The organism is Acidaminococcus nyctereutis, assembly GCF_052216985.1.
Classification (GTDB): Bacteria; Bacillota; Negativicutes; order Acidaminococcales; family Acidaminococcaceae; genus Acidaminococcus; species Acidaminococcus fermentans_A.
In genome coordinates this window covers 33,898-49,080 of the sequence record NZ_JBQOUY010000003.1, presented here as the reverse complement: position 1 = coordinate 49,080, position 15,183 = coordinate 33,898, and the positions used below count along the sequence as shown (strand labels likewise).

The 15,183-nt window shown below is 55.2% G+C and carries 12 protein-coding genes; 1 reads left to right on the top strand and 11 read right to left on the bottom strand.

What is annotated here, in order from left to right; genetic code table 11:
• Positions 1 to 270: 270 nt before the first annotated feature.
• The 4 genes from glpX to ACTUHY_RS02705 all read right to left on the bottom strand — a co-directional run bounded on the left by glpX (position 271) and on the right by ACTUHY_RS02705 (position 5,033).
• Positions 271 to 1,233: a class II fructose-bisphosphatase gene (gene glpX / locus ACTUHY_RS02720; protein ID WP_278674371.1), complete on the bottom strand. Its 963-nt coding sequence runs from the start codon at positions 1,231 to 1,233 to the stop codon at positions 271 to 273.
• 69 nt (positions 1,234 to 1,302) lie between these two features.
• Positions 1,303 to 2,922, bottom strand: a complete 1,620-nt coding sequence (locus ACTUHY_RS02715) for a CTP synthase (RefSeq protein ID WP_278674372.1) — start codon at positions 2,920 to 2,922, stop codon at positions 1,303 to 1,305.
• 31 nt (positions 2,923 to 2,953) lie between these two features.
• Entirely contained in the window at positions 2,954 to 4,612 is a 1,659-nt protein-coding gene (gene argS / locus ACTUHY_RS02710; RefSeq protein WP_347567774.1) for an arginine--tRNA ligase, read from the bottom strand.
• Complete coding sequence (locus ACTUHY_RS02705; RefSeq protein WP_442826497.1) at positions 4,554 to 5,033, bottom strand: YwiB family protein; 480 nt, start codon at positions 5,031 to 5,033, stop codon at positions 4,554 to 4,556. Before ACTUHY_RS02705 ends, argS begins: the two co-directional genes overlap by 59 nt.
• Positions 5,034 to 5,299: 266 nt before the next feature.
• On the opposite strand from ACTUHY_RS02705, the gene putP reads away from it, so the two are divergent.
• Positions 5,300 to 6,787 carry a sodium/proline symporter PutP gene (gene putP, locus ACTUHY_RS02700; RefSeq protein WP_442826496.1) on the top strand — a complete coding sequence of 496 codons (1,488 nt, stop codon included), beginning with the start codon at positions 5,300 to 5,302 and terminating at the stop codon, positions 6,785 to 6,787.
• A gap of 213 nt (positions 6,788 to 7,000) precedes the next feature.
• On the opposite strand, the gene ACTUHY_RS02695 is transcribed toward putP, so the two are convergent.
• The 7 genes from ACTUHY_RS02695 to ACTUHY_RS02665 form a co-directional block, all read right to left on the bottom strand.
• The gene (locus tag ACTUHY_RS02695) at positions 7,001 to 7,546 is read right to left on the bottom strand and encodes a GerMN domain-containing protein (RefSeq protein WP_442826495.1); all 546 of its coding nucleotides are present in this window, start codon (positions 7,544 to 7,546) and stop codon (positions 7,001 to 7,003) included.
• A gap of 4 nt (positions 7,547 to 7,550) precedes the next feature.
• On the bottom strand, positions 7,551 to 8,654 hold the full coding sequence (locus ACTUHY_RS02690; protein ID WP_442826494.1) for an N-acetylmuramoyl-L-alanine amidase family protein: 1,104 nt from the start codon (positions 8,652 to 8,654) through the stop codon (positions 7,551 to 7,553).
• Positions 8,655 to 8,775: 121 nt separating this feature from the next.
• Positions 8,776 to 10,278, bottom strand: coding sequence for an NAD(P)H-hydrate dehydratase (locus ACTUHY_RS02685; protein WP_442826493.1), 1,503 nt, complete (start codon positions 10,276 to 10,278; stop codon positions 8,776 to 8,778).
• 1 nt (position 10,279) lies between these two features.
• A complete protein-coding gene (acpS, locus tag ACTUHY_RS02680; protein ID WP_278674380.1) occupies positions 10,280 to 10,654 on the bottom strand; it encodes a holo-ACP synthase in 375 nt (124 codons plus the stop codon).
• Positions 10,655 to 10,737: 83 nt separating this feature from the next.
• On the bottom strand, positions 10,738 to 12,057 hold the full coding sequence (locus tag ACTUHY_RS02675; RefSeq protein ID WP_442826492.1) for a replication-associated recombination protein A: 1,320 nt from the start codon (positions 12,055 to 12,057) through the stop codon (positions 10,738 to 10,740).
• A gap of 262 nt (positions 12,058 to 12,319) precedes the next feature.
• Positions 12,320 to 13,900, bottom strand: coding sequence for a ClC family H(+)/Cl(-) exchange transporter (locus ACTUHY_RS02670; protein WP_442826491.1), 1,581 nt, complete (start codon positions 13,898 to 13,900; stop codon positions 12,320 to 12,322).
• A gap of 1 nt (position 13,901) precedes the next feature.
• Positions 13,902 to 15,164 carry a diaminopimelate decarboxylase family protein gene (locus ACTUHY_RS02665; protein WP_442826490.1) on the bottom strand — a complete coding sequence of 421 codons (1,263 nt, stop codon included), beginning with the start codon at positions 15,162 to 15,164 and terminating at the stop codon, positions 13,902 to 13,904.
• Positions 15,165 to 15,183: the final 19 nt, after the last annotated feature.

Below are 15,183 nucleotides of genomic sequence, written 5' to 3'. Positions count from 1 at the left end.
ATTCACACCCCCGGTCACTGGTCTCTTGTCACTGGTCTCTGGCCGCTGGAAAGAACCCGTGGCTGACGGGTTCTTTCGAATAAAAATAGGACTATGCTTTTCTTTAATCCGTTGCTTATCCAGGTTTTTTCCAGAGAAGCAAGGACAAGCCAAAGGCGCGTCCGAGCCAGCATCATACAATGAAAGGCAGCCGCAGCCCGGCTGCCTTCCTTCGTCCAGTGACCAGTGACCAGTGACGGGGCTGTTGCCTGTGCAACAGCCCCCTGTCAATTACAGTTTGATATTGATATCGTTCCGGTCGAACGTATGGACCGCATCGATGAAGCGGACCGTTCCCGTAGCATACCGCATGGAAATGGTATGGGTACGGGCCCCATTGCCGAAATAATTGACGCCCCGCAGCATATCGCAGTTGGTGATGGCCGTTGCGGTGAACATGCAGTCATCGCCCTTCACCAGGTCATCGATGGTCAGGATCTTCTTGGTGTCTTCGATGCCCATCTTCCGGCAGCGTTCCACCTGGTCTTCATTTTCCGGGACCAGACGGGCCTGCATATCACCGCCCAAGCATTTCAGCCCGCAGGCAGCCAGGACCCCTTCCGGAGCACCGCCCCGGCCGATGTACATGTGGACACCGGTGCCTTCGATACCGGCATCGATGATGGGATCCACATCTCCGTCACTGATCAGGCGGATCCGCGCCCCCACGGAACGGACTTCTTCAATGATTTTCCGGTGCCGGGGCCGATCCAGGGCCACCACCGTCAGATCGTTCACATTCCGGTGCAGTGCCTTGGCCACCCGTTCCAGGTTCACACTCACAGGATCATCGATGTTGATGCAGCCTTTGGCCCGAGGACCTACGGCAATCTTATCCATATACATATCCGGAGCATGGAGCAGGCATCCCTTCGGGGCAATGGCGATGACGGCAATGGCGCCGTTCTGCCCTTTGGCCACCAGGTTGGTCCCTTCCACCGGATCCACGGCGATATCCACATCAGGACCGCCGGCACCTACTTCTTCCCCGATATACAGCATCGGGGCTTCATCCATTTCCCCTTCGCCGATGACTACCGTGCCATTGATATGGACGGTATCAAACATTTTCCGCATGGCATCCACAGCCAGCTGATCAATGCCATTCTTATCTCCCCGGCCTACGCCGCGGGCACTGGCAATCGCTGCAGCTTCCGTTACTCGGACAAATTCCATGGATAATTCTCTATTCATTCCATACGCCTCCCAATTCGTTCGGCAATTTTCATTGCCCTATCATTGTACCTGCTATTGCAGCAGAAATCAATGGTTATGGTAGTTCAACGCAGCTGCGATGAAAGCCTTGAACAAAGGATGGGGATTGGTGGGACGGGATTTCAATTCCGGATGGAACTGGACACCCAGGTACCAGGGATGGACATCCGTAGGCAGTTCTACCATTTCCACCAGTTTCCCGTTAGGCAAGGTGCCTCCCAAGACCAGGCCGTGGCTGAACAGGTCATCCCGCAGTTCATTGTTCACTTCATACCGATGACGGTGCCGTTCGCTGATCATCTCCGTGCCATAGGCCTTTTCTGCCAGGGTGCCCGGATACAGTTTGCAGGGATATGCCCCCAGCCGCATGGTGCCGCCCTTGATTTCCACGCTCATCTGTTCCGGCATCAGGTAGATCACGGGATACGGCGTGTTTTCATCGAATTCCGTAGAGTTGGCCTTGGCCATGCCACACACATCCCGGGCATATTCGATGACCAGGCACTGCATCCCCAGGCAGATACCGAAGAAGGGGATCTTGTTTTCCCGGGCATACTGGGCAGCCCGGATCATCCCTTCGATGCCCCGGTCGCCGAAACCGCCGGGCACCAGGATGCCATCCACGCCCTGGAAGATCTGGGCAAAATCTGCCTTCGGGTCTTCCAGCTCCACCGCATTGATATATTCGATATCCACATCGGCATCATGGAAGTAGCTGGCATGCTTCAGAGCCTCTACGATACTGATATAAGCATCCGGCAGTTCCACGTATTTGCCTACCACAGCAATGGTGGATTTCTTGGCATGGGGTGCCAGGATCTTCTTTACCATGGCATGCCAGGCAGCCATATCCTTGGGCCGGTCTTCCATGTCGAGTTTCCGCAGGACGACTTTATCCATCCCCTGGTCTTCCAGCAGCATGGGGACTTCGTAGATGCTGGGAGCCGTGATGGACTGGAACACAGCATCTGCATCCACATCACAGAACATGGAGATCTTTTCCCGCATTTCTTTGCTGATTTCTTTTTCGCTCCGACACACCAGGATATCCGGGGTGATGCCGATGCTGCGCAGTTCCTTCACGCTGTGCTGGGTAGGTTTGGTCTTCAGTTCCCCGGCCGCAGCGATGTAGGGCACCAGGGTCACGTGGATGTAGAGCACATCGTTCCGGCCCACATCCTTCTTCACCTGCCGGATGGCTTCCATAAAGGGTTCAGATTCGATATCCCCAACGGTACCGCCGATTTCCGTGATGACGAAATCTGCATTTTCTTCCCGGCCTACCCGATAGACCCGTTCCTTGATCTCATTGGTGATATGAGGAATGACCTGTACCGTACGGCCCAGATAGTCGCCCCGCCGTTCCTTGTTGATCACGGACTGGTAGATCCGGCCAGCCGTCACATTGGAGTTCCGGGTCAGATTGATATCAATGAACCGTTCGTAATGGCCCAGATCCAGGTCCGTTTCAGCACCGTCATCGGTGACGAAGACTTCCCCGTGCTGGTACGGGCTCATGGTACCGGGATCGATATTGATATAGGGATCGAATTTCTGGATAGTGACTTTGTAGCCCCGGCTCTTGAGCAGACGCCCCAGAGAAGCTGCCGTAATCCCTTTGCCTAAAGACGATACCACGCCGCCCGTTACAAAAATATACTTGGTCATTTTCTTCCTCCCTTTTTGGCTTTCGCCGACTTTACATATGGTCCGGTGCACTGACACCCAGGATCTTCAAACCGTGGCGCAGGGTATTGCCCACAGCTGTAATCAACGCCAGACGGGCCTGCTGCACCGCAGGATCTACGCCCAGTACCCGGCACTGGTTATAGAACGAATGGAACAACCCGGCCAAATCGTACACATAGTGAGCGATCTTGTGGGGTGCCCGTTCCGCAGCTGCCGTATCGATCAGTTCTTCATAATCATTCAGTTTCTTGATCAGGTCCGTCTCGATGGGTTCTTTCAAAACGGAGAGATCACAGTCCTTCCGGAGGACGATCTTTTCTTCTTCCATCTGCCGCAGGATGCTGCAGATCCGGGCATGGGCATACTGGACATAGTACACCGGATTGTCATTGGAATGTTCCGTGGCCAGGGTCAGATCGAAGTCCAGCTGGCTGTCCATGCTCCGCATGATGAAGAAGAACCGGGCTGCATCGGTCCCGACTTCTTCGATCAGCTCATTCAAGGTCACGCTCTTGCCGGTCCGTTTGCTCATCTTCACCAGTTCCCCGTTCCGGTACAGGGCCACCATCTGGAGGATCAGCACTTCCAACCGGCTGGGATCATAGCCCAGAGCCTCCATAGCTGCCTTCACCCGGGGAATGTACCCGTGATGGTCAGCCCCCCACAGGTTGATCACCCGGTCGAATCCCCGCTGGAACTTGTTCTGGTGGTAAGCGATGTCCGCAGCAAAATAGGTGGATACCCCATTGTCCCGGATCACCACCCGGTCTTTATCGTCTCCGAAAACCGTAGATTTGAACCACTTGGCTCCGTCTTTCTCATACACATAGCCTTTTTCCTGGAGCTCGTCCACCACTTTGTGGATCTTGTCTGCATCATGGAGGCTCTGTTCGCTGAACCACACATCGAACTCACAGTTGAAGGCTTCCAGGTCTTCCTTCAGGGCCGCCAGTTTTTCTTCCTTGGCCAGGGTCTGGAACTGTTCCAGCCGCTCTGCTTCCGCCATGTGGATGAACTTGTCCCCGTACTTGTCTTTGATCCGCCGGGCAGTCACTTTGATGTCTTCCCCATGGTATCCATTTTCCGGGAATTCGCAGGGGATATCGAAAAGTTCCAGATACCGGGCGTTTACAGAAAGAGCCAGGTTGTGCATCTGGTTCCCGGCGTCGTTGATGTAGTATTCCCGGGTCACATCATACCCAGCAGCCTTCATCAGATTGGCCAGGGCACTGCCCACAGCCGCTCCCCGCCCATGGCCCACATGGAGAGGACCGGTAGGATTGGCGCTTACGTATTCGATCTGGATCTTTTCTCCGTTTTTGGCCGGCAAGTTCCCGTAGTTTTCCCCTTTGTCCAGGATGGCCCGGAGAGATTCACCCAGCCAGTCTTCCTTCAAGTAGAAGTTCAAAAATCCGGGACCTGCGATTTCCACTTTGTCCACGCTGGGGCAGTCCAGGTATTCCTGCACCGCACCGGCGATCACCCGGGGGGCACAGCGGAAATTCCGAGCCGCCTGCAGAGCAAAATTGGTGGCATAATCGCCAAAGGCTTTCTGGGGCGGTACGGTCAGGACCACCGGAGCCATTTCCCCCTGGGACAGTTTCCCTGCCTCAATGGCCTTCCGGACGGCGTCGGCAACAGCCTCCGCCAGTACTTTCTTCATGTCCACGCTTTTCTTCCTCCTCGATCTCGATTTGCAAACGAATGCTTCCATTGGGCTGGCTGTCCATTTCCAGGTCATAAAACACCCGGACCTGCCAACCCCTGTCCCGGCGGCTAATGGCCAATTCCCGGGTAAAGACCGTCATGGGAACAGTAAAATACGGGGTCCTGTACTGAAACGAACTGTTCCGGCCCCGTTCATACTGCTGCCGATGTTCATAACGGCCATGCCGGATTACCGTCAGGGTGTCCTCCGTCCATTTCAGGGTGGTGCGGGTCCCTTCCATGCCGGTCACTTCGGATTCATCGTACCGGACATAGACGGTTCCGTCCTTTTCCGTCAGTTGCCCGAAAGCCACCAGCGTAGCAGGCGCAGCATCACCGGCCCCTACGGTTTCACTATGGATGGTAATCTTTACAGGTGTCATGGACTCTCTCCACAATAAGAGAGGGTTGCCCCTGTGCAAGCCAGCACCATCAGCGCGGCGAAGGAGCAAGCCCTCTTTCGGATTCGTTATGTAGTATCTGTCAGCAAAAAATTGTATTGTCTTGCCTATTCTTGTTTATTTTATATTAAAGACAGCTAAAAGGCAAGGGTGATATGGAAGAAAAAACACAGATCCTAGATTTTATTGCGCCATAGAACTTTCTATTATATAATGAAGGTTATTCATAACAGGAAAGGATGTTGTCTATGCACATCGCATTGAGCACCGTAGTGGCTCTGGTACTGTATTTCGCAGTGCTGATCGGAATCGGACTGATCACCTATAAAAAAGACGAGGACATGGAAGGCTACGCCCTGGGGGGACGGGCGCTGGGCCCCTGGGTCACTTCCATGAGTGCAGAGGCTTCTGATATGAGCGGATGGATGCTCATGGGGCTTCCTGGCTATGCCTACATGGCTGGCATCAGCGCCTTCTGGATCGCCCTGGGGCTGATCATCGGGACCTGGGTCAACTGGGTCCTGGTAGCCAAACGGCTGCGGATTTTCACTTCCGTCATGGGAAATGCCATCACCCTGCCGGAATACTTCGACAACCGGTTCTATGACAAGCACCGGAAGCTGCGGATTGCCTCTGCCTTCTTTATTTTCATATTCTTCCTGATCTACACTTCCTCCAGTTTCGTAGCCGGAGGCAAACTGTTCAACACGGCTTTCGGCCTGGATTACCGCTACTCCTTATTCCTCACCGCAGGCATCGTTGTTTTCTACACGCTCATGGGAGGCTTCGCTGCCGTATGCTGGACGGATCTGTTCCAGGGATTCCTGATGTTCTTTTCCATCCTGATCGTTCCCGTCACAGCCATGTACTATATCGGAGGCGTAGATGCTACGATCGCACGGCTGAATTCCATCAGCCCCTATTATTTCGATATGGTAAGAGGCGCTGACGGCAGCGTCCTGAGCCTTACGGCCATCATCTCTCTCTTGGCCTGGGGCCTGGGCTATTTCGGCCAGCCTCATATCCTGGTCCGTTTCATGGCCATCCGGGATCCTAAGAGCATCCGGCAGGCCACCCATATCGCTGTGACCTGGGTCATCATCTCTCTGGCCATGGCCGTGCTAGTAGGACTGACGGGCCGGGTCTACTTGGGAGACGTATTGAAAGGCGGGGCGGCAGAAACCGTATTCATCCAGATGAGCGGAAAATTCTACCATCCTTTCTTTGCCGGGATCATCACTTCCGGGATCCTGGGAGCCATCATGAGCACTTCGGACAGCCAGCTGCTGGTAGCCGCTTCTTCCTTTACCACGGACTTCTACAAGATTTTGATCAATCCGAAAGCCACAGCAGGGGAACTGGTGCGCATGAGCCGGATGATGATCATCGTGGTGTCCGCCCTTTCCCTGGTGCTGGCCATGAACCCCGACAGCATGATCCTGAACATCGTGTCCTACGCCTGGGCCGGCTTCGGGGCCGCCTTCGGGCCGCTTGTCCTGTTCTCCCTGTTCTGGCGCCGGATGACCACGGACGGAGCCTTTGCGGGCATCGTGGTGGGAGGGTCCACCGTCCTGATCTGGAAGAACTTCTTCTCCTTCACCGGTATCTATGAAATCATCCCTGGCTTCATCTTTTCCTGCCTGGCCATCGTCATCGTTAGCCTGATGGACAGCGAACCAGAGCCGGAAGTAGTGGCCCGGTATGATGAGGCAGTTGCCAAGTTGAAAGAAGAGTAACAAGGGGGATGTTGCACAAAACGTGCAACACCCCCTTCGTCATAGGTCATACGTCATACGTTTATGGAAATCAATTTTCACAAATTGATTTTGAAGCTTCAAAACCACTTCCATCAATCAACTGATTTTCTTACATTCAGAGCCAGCAAAGCTGGCTTCCATCGGCGTATGACGTATGACGGGGCTGTTGCATATGCAACAGCCCCGCTTTCTTTATTGTATATACTTCCCGTCCCGTTTCAACGGGTCCCCTAGATCCTGGCCGCCCAGCACCGTTACCGGCTTGCCTTTCACGGTAAATTTCACTTTCTGGATCTCTGGGAACTCGGTGAGAGTGTCCACCACTGCGTACAGCATCAGCAAGGTATCATGGTCCCCCCGCCGGGCCTGGAACTCCCGGCTGAAGTCCACTGTGGCTACTTTGTCCTTGACAGTGACCTTGTTCACCTTCGTCCCTTTCGGAAAGGTGGTGTCGCCCTGGGGCCGCTTTTCCACCAGCTCCTTCAGCACCAGCAGGGGCAGTTTGTCCTGGCTGCCGGAAAGCTTCACCGTCTGGGCTTGGAGCTTTCCATTTTTCCCCACCCGGTACAGAGTCCGATCAGAAGCCTGGGCCTCTTTCTTGCCCGTTTTAGTATCCGCTCCTACAGAAGCTTTAGGGGATTCGGGATTTACTGTCGTGTTCTGGGTCCCACAGCCTCCCAAAAAGGTCATGCCTCCCAGCAGCATCACCGCTATCCAGCGGGTCAGTCTTTTGTCCATGGGCTCAACCTCCTTGATGCTGATTGTAGAAGTCCTCGATCCCGTCTGCAATGGCCTTAGCCACCTTATTCTGGAACCAGTCGGAAATCAGGAGTTTTTCCTCCCGTTTGTTGGTCAGGAACAGACATTCCACCAAAGCCCCGGGCATGGTACTCCGTTTGTTCACATAGAAATTGGCATACCGGACTCCCAAGTCATCCACATCGGCTGTTTTCATCAGCTGATCCTGGATGCACTGGGCCACCTGGATATCATATTTTGTCTTGGGATGGTAATACGTCGAGAAACCGCCTACGCTGGTGTTTTCGCTGGCGTTGATATGGATGCTGATGAACATGTCCGAATGGCTGTTCTCCGCCACATCCACCCGGGCCTGGAGCTCTTCTGCATCAGTGGCATCCGGTCCGTACACATCCACGTCGGTGGTCCGGGTCATATAGACGATGGCCCCTTTCTTTTCCAGCAGGGCTTTCACCTTTTTGGAAATGGGCAGCGTGATATCCTTCTCATAAGTGCCCGTGACCAGCCCATGGGTCCCCGGGTCCGTGCCCCCATGGCCAGGATCCAGGGTGATCCGTTTGCCTTTGAGGCCTCCCACCACCGAATACGTATTTCCGAAGCTGGGTTTCGGCCGGGTGGACTGCCAGGGGGAACTGGCGGGCCGACTGGGCCGCTTGGGAGTAAAGGTCTTCTGAGGCGGTGCCGCGATCACATCCACTACCACCCGGGTAGGCCGTTTGGCTACCCTGTCCGCCTTCAGGCTGAATACATTGAACATCCCCTTTTGGAGCGGCTTCTTCATCATCACATGGACCACTGTAGCATTGATTTTCCGTTCCAGATAGACCTTGGAAACGTACGTGGCCTTTTTCGGGGTCGTCACAAGTGGGATGGAAGACTTCAGGTTCCCATAGACGGTGACCCGCAGTTCTCGATCCATCATTTCCGTCTTATATCTCGTTGCCTGGTTGGTGTCCAGGACGATCCGCAGCCGGCCATTGGGATTGACACCGTATACCACATCCTGGATTTTGGCTGCTGCCTGCGCACTGCCCATTCCCAGGCATGCCGTCAGACAGAAAAAAAGTAACAGCAGTTTTTTGATCACGTTGGAACCTCCTCTAGGGAAGCAGCAGGTTCTCTCCTGTTTCCCAGACTACCCGGCCATTGTAACACTTTCACCAGGTTCATGCAAATTATGCCGGCCGCTATGGTCCGGTCCATGGTCTTCATCCCTTCTTGACTTTTTTCAGGGCAGCTGGGAGCCTGTCTACCAAATCTCCCGCTGCCAGACCGATTTTTCCAGCTTCGGACGCCATATCTCCTGCCATCCCATGGAGATAGACCCCGCAGCAGGCCGCCTGTCCCAACTGCAGTCCCTGTCCCAGGAGGGCTGCGATAGTCCCGGTCAGTACATCGCCACAACCTCCGGTAGCCATCCCTTCATTGCCCGTAGTATTGAGGAATGCCTGGCCATCCGGCAAAGCGATCACTGTAGGGGTACATTTCAGGACCACCACTGCCTGCCACCGTTTTGCCCCTTCCCGGGCGCTGCGGACTGGTTCTCGAAGGATCTGGCTGATATCCACACCTAGGAGCCGTGCCATTTCCCCAGGATGGGGAGTCAAGATTTTCTGTTTCAAGGAAGCCAGCAGGTCATCTTCGCCTGCCAGATCATTGAGTCCGTCAGCATCCAATACGATGGGTTGCTGCAGCTGGGGCAGCAGTTTCCGGAGATACTGGACCGTTTCCGGCGCTTTTCCCATCCCCGGACCTGCCGCCACTACATCAAAGTCTCGAAAGGCTTGCAAACTGGCCTCCGTCACAGGCCGTACCATCACTTCGGTGGATTTGATGATCAATGGCTGGAGGACATCTCTCTGGGTATACAGTGTCACCAAACCAGCCCCAGCCCGGACCGCCGCTTTAGAGCAGAGCTCAGCAGCACCGGCATAGCCCAGGCTACCGGCCAGGATCCCGACCCTTCCGTTCATCCCCTTGTGGGCATTCGCCGGCCGTTGAGGCAGTTCATGGCGGATGAGGTCTTCTGTCAGGAGTTCCACATCGCTTTCTGCCTCCAGTACCAAAGAAGGCGGAGTATTCAAATCCGCCAGGATGATCTTTCCCGTATATCCGGCTCCAGGATACAGGTACAGTCCCGGCTTGGGAGCGATCATGGTCACCGTGGCCCGGGCATGGAGTGCCAGATCCGTACCGCCATGATCAGCCTCCACCCCGCTGGGGATATCCACTGCCAGGACGGGAACCGGGACCATCTGGAGGGTTTCCAGCAGGGACCGGATCGGTTCCCGCACTTTCCCATGGAAACTCGTACCCAGGAGCGCATCCACGAAAAGATCGGCCTGGGCACAAGCCTGGAGCACATCATTCTGGTCTTTTTCCCAACGCAGGATGGTAAATGGGAAACTTTGGCAGATTTTGTATTGGAGAGCAGCACCCGAGCCGAAGGCTTCTGGAGCCTCCGCTAGGACCAATGTGACCAGAGCCCCCCGTTTCAGCAGGAAGCGGGCGGCGGCCAGGCCATCTCCCCCATTGTTCCCCTTGCCGATAAGGAAGACGATCCGTTTCTCCTGGAGATCTCCCAGCAGTTCTCCTGCTGCATCGGCCACTGCACGGCCTGCGTTCTCGATCAGGACAGCTTCTGGGATCCCCATTTCGCCAATCGCCTTGGCGTCTACTTTTTTCATAGCTGCACTTGCAATCAGTTTCATCTTATCCCTCCAGTATCACTTGGGCTATGGCATTTTCTGCCGTATGGCTCAGACTCACATGGAGCCGCTCCACCTGACGGTTCAACGCAGCCACCCGCAGCTGACCCATCACATGGAGATAAGGAGCCCCTGTCTTTTCGTCCGCCAGCACTTCCACCTGCTGGAGCTGTCCCGGCCGAAGCCCTGTCCCCAAGGCCTTGCCCAGGGCTTCTTTGGCCGCAAACCGAGCCGCATAGGATTCACTGCTGTGAGCGCCCTTGCTTTCACAGTAAGCGATTTCATCCTGGGTGAAGGCCTTTTCCTTGAACCCTTCCTGTTTCAGAGCCCGTTCCATCCGCCCTACTTCCAGGATATCCACACCGATTCCGAGAATCATTCCTATTCCTTCTTTCATTCCATTTCTATCATATGGGACCTATGTAACAAAATCTTGACAAATCTGTGCTCTTTCTATTGCATTTATTGCCCATGGGCCTTTTTCCACTCTTTGATCTGACGCAGCCGTTCTTTGTACCGAGCCTCCAGGCCCTGTTCCGTAGGATGGTAATAGGAGCGGTCTTTCAGCCCATCAGGCAGGCACTGCATGGCTGCCATTTTTTCTTGGGTGTCATGGGCATACTGATACCCCTTCCCATAGCCCAATTCTCCCATGAGACGGGTGGGCGCATTCCGGATCTGCAAAGGTACCGGTTCATTCAAGTGCTGGAGAGCATCGGCTTTTGCTTCGTTATAAGCCAGTTCCATGGCATTGGATTTGGGAGCCATGGAAAGATAGATCACCGCATGGGTCAGGTTCACAGAACATTCCGGCATCCCGATGAAGTGGCAGGCCTGATAGGCTGCCACTGCGATCTCTAAGCCTCGGGAATCAGCGATTCCTACATCCTCACTGGCAAACCGGACCACCCGGCGGGCAATGTAGAGAGGATCTTCCCCTGCTTCCAGCATCCGGGCCAGCCAATAGACGGCTGCATCCGGATCGGAATTCCGCATGGATTTGTGAAGGGCAGAAATCAAATTGTAATGCTCTTCTCCTGTTTTATCATACAGCAAAGACTTTTTCCCGGTACACTGTTCGATCAGTTCTCGGCTTACATGGATCCCGTCAGCCTGCTTCTCCCCATTGAGTACCACCATTTCCAAGGTAGCCAGGGCGGATCGGGCATCTCCATTGGACAGTCTGGCCAGGAAGGCCAGGCTGCCCTCTTCCAGCAGGACCTTATCTTTCCCGAATCCCCGAGGATCCGTAAGGGCTCTCCGGAGGATGCCCTCGATGTCTTCCTGGGTCAATGCCTTCAGCACAAAGACCTTGCAGCGGCTGAGCAGAGCCCCATTCACTTCAAAAGAAGGATTCTCCGTAGTGGCCCCGATCAGGATGATGGCTCCTTTTTCCACAAAAGGCAGGAAGGCATCCTGCTGGGCTCGGTTGAACCGGTGGATTTCGTCTACGAAAACAATGGTGCGAGCACCGAAACGCCGATTGTCATCTGCCCGCTGCATCACCGTCCGGATATCTTTGATGCTGCTGGTCACGGCAGAGAAGGTAATGAAATTGGCCCGGGTCGTATGGGCGATGATCTGCGCCAGGGTGGTTTTCCCCACCCCAGGAGGACCCCAAAAGATCATAGAAGAAATCCGGTCCTCTTCGATCAAATTCCGTAAGATCTTCCCGGGCCCCAGGAGCTGTTCCTGACCCACAAATTCGTCCAGTGTCCGCGGCCGCAGCCGGGCCGCCAGCGGTTCTTCCACCTGGGCTGCAAACAGACCGTCTTCTTCCATGGGTACCACCTCCTGTATACTCTAAATTTTATTATACCATGAAAAAGGGGGGTGTTGCACAGCAACACCCCGTCATACGTCATAGGTCATACGTCATACGCCGAAGGAAGCCAGCTTTGCTGGCACTGAACGCAAATAAAAATCAGTTGGATCCTGCAAGAGATCTTGAAATTTCAAAATCAATTTGGAAAAATTGATTTCCAAAAGCGTATGACGTCTGACCTATGACAAAGGGGTTGCTGCACACAGGCAGCAACCCCTCTTATTCCGTACTCTTCGTCTTGAACAGCTCATTCAGCTGATGGAGACGGGCGTGATTGGGAATGAGATACACATAGTCTCCTCCCAGCAGCACCGTATCTGCCTGGGGGATCATATCCTGATCCCCCCTGCGGACGCAGACCACCAAGGCCCGCCCCGGCAGGCGGATTTCCTGGAGGGTCTTCCCTTCTACCCGGGAACCCCCTTCCACGGCGATTTCCACCAGCATCTGTTCTTCCGGTGCTTCCAGGATGTTCTTCACCTTGGGGTTGTCCTTCAGGGATCGTTCCAGCATAGCGTCAAAAATCGGCGTATCATGGACGATTTCACCGGCCGCATAGGCGAACAATGTCACGATGCCCAGCGGCACCAGATGGTAGAACCGTCCGGTCATCTCCAACAGCAGCAGGATGGCAGTCACCGGTGCCCGGACGGAACCGGCAAACAGTCCAGCCATGCCGAACACCACCATGTTCAGCCGATAGGCTTCTGGCAGCAGCCCCAGCTGCACCAGCAAGTTCCCGTACAGGCTCCCCACCAGGGATCCCAACACCAGCATGGGCTGCAGACTGCCCCCGGGGGCTCCGGACCCTGTACTGAAGATGGTGAAGAAGAATTTCCCCAGAAGGATCACCAGCACCATCCCCAGGGTCCCTTCCAAATCCACCATGGCTTCGATGATGTTGTCCCCGGCCCCCAGGATCTGGGGCAGCAGGTAGGTGAGGGGAATGGTCAGCAACAGGGGAAAGGCAATCTTCATCCAGGGTTTCCGGAACACCGGCAGGCTGTAGAACCGTCCGATATTCAGAGAGCCCTTATTGAAGGCCACTCCGATGAGCCCGGACACCAGTCCCAGGACGATCACCTGGGGCAGCAGGTCCACCGGCAGGATGGGCATCTTGGGAATGGTCAGCACCGTTTCCACCCCGAAGACCCAGTGGACTAGCACCGTGGTGGTCATGCAGGCCATCAGGGTGGGCGCCATGACAATGGCGGACAGGTTCTTGTGGATGGCTTCCATGGTAAACATCACCCCGGCCATGGGCGCGTTGAAAGCCGCCGCCAGCCCGGCTCCGGCGCCGCTGCTGATCAGGGCCCGTTTTTCCAGATTGGTGTTGTTCAGGGCGTCCCCCACTCCCTGTCCGGTCATGGCCCCGATCTGGACCGAAGGTCCTTCCCGGCCCATGGAAAGGCCGGCACCGATGCCCAGGGAAGTATCCAGCAGTTTTACCAGGATGACCCGGGCCCAGTGGGTGCTTTTCTCCAGCCCCAGCACAATGCCCCGGACCTGGGGGATGCCGCTGCCCCCAGCAATAGGAGCCCAGCGGACCAGGGCCGCGATCACCATGGCCACCAGAAGCAGGGCACCCACCCACAGCAGGGTATAGGCGGGAGGCACATTCTGGAGGAAATCCACCATCTTTGCCCGGTTCCGGGCCACAAAGCCCAGACAAAGCCGCAGTACCGTAATGCACAAGCCAGTAGCGATTCCCACCAGGATCCCTTCAAAAGCCAGCTTCAGTTTCAGGTTGGGAACATGGAGCATCCCCTGGAGGGTCTTCTCCCTTTCCTGCCCCTCCATCTTACAGGTCCTTGAACAGGCCGGTGAAGTCTAGCGTGGCGAAGTAATCCTTTTCGGTCTCTGCCCGGCGCAGCAGTTCCACGCTGCCGTCTTCCTTCAGCAGCAGTTCGGCACACCATAGCTTTGCATTGTAATTGTAGCCCATGGAGGAACCGTGAGCCCCGGCATCATGGATGAAGAGGTAATCCCCTTTGTCGATTTTCGGCAGCTTCCGGTCAATGGCGAATTTGTCGTTGTTTTCGCAGAGCCCGCCGGTTACATCATAGGTATGGTCGCAGGGTTCGTTTTCCTTCCCCAGCACCGTAATGTGATGATAGGCTCCATACATGGCCGGACGCATCAGGTTGGCAGCGCAGGCATCCACTCCCACATATTCCTTGTAGATGTGTTTGAAATGGAGGACCTTGGTGACCAGGGCCCCATAAGGACCAGTGACGAAACGACCCATTTCCGTAAACAGGGCCACATTCCCCATGCCGCCCGGTACCAGGACTTCTTCATAGACCTTCCGGACCCCTTCCCCGATAACAGCAATGTCGTTGGGGGTCTGTTCCGGACGGTAGGGGATCCCCACCCCGCCGGACAAGTTGATGAAGTCCACCGCCACACCGGTTTCCTTCTTCATGTCCACAGCCAGCTGGAACAGCTGACGGGCCAGTTCCGGATAGTATTCGTTGGTCACGGTGTTGCTGGCCAGGAAGGCATGGATACCAAAATGCTTCACACCCTTGGCTTTCAGGATCTTGAAGGCATCCCGGAGCTGGTCCCGGGTCATACCATACTTGGAATCCCCCGGGTTGTCCATGATGTCGTTGCCCAGGGCAAACAGTCCCCCGGGATTGAACCGGCAGCAGATGGTTTCCGGAATGGCCGCCACCTGTTCCAAGAAATCGATCATGGTGAAATCGTCCAGGTTGATGATAGCCCCCAGCTTGTACGCTTCCTGCATGTCTTTCACAGGAGTATCGTTGGAAGAGAACATGATGTCATGGCCCTTGAAGCCACACACATCGGACAGCAGCAGTTCCGGATAGGAAGAGCAGTCAGTGCCGCAGCCTTCTTCCTTCATGATCTTCAGGATGCCCGGCAGGGGTGTGGCCTTCACGGCAAAATATTCCCGGAAGCCCTTGTTCCAGGCAAAGGCTTTGTTGATGCTGCGCACCGTATCCCGGATGCCCTTTTCATCATAGACGTAAAAAGGTGTCGGATAGGTTTCAGCCAGTTTTTCAATCTGTTCTTTGGTGACGAATGGAACTTTTTTCATAATCAGTTATTCCCCCTCG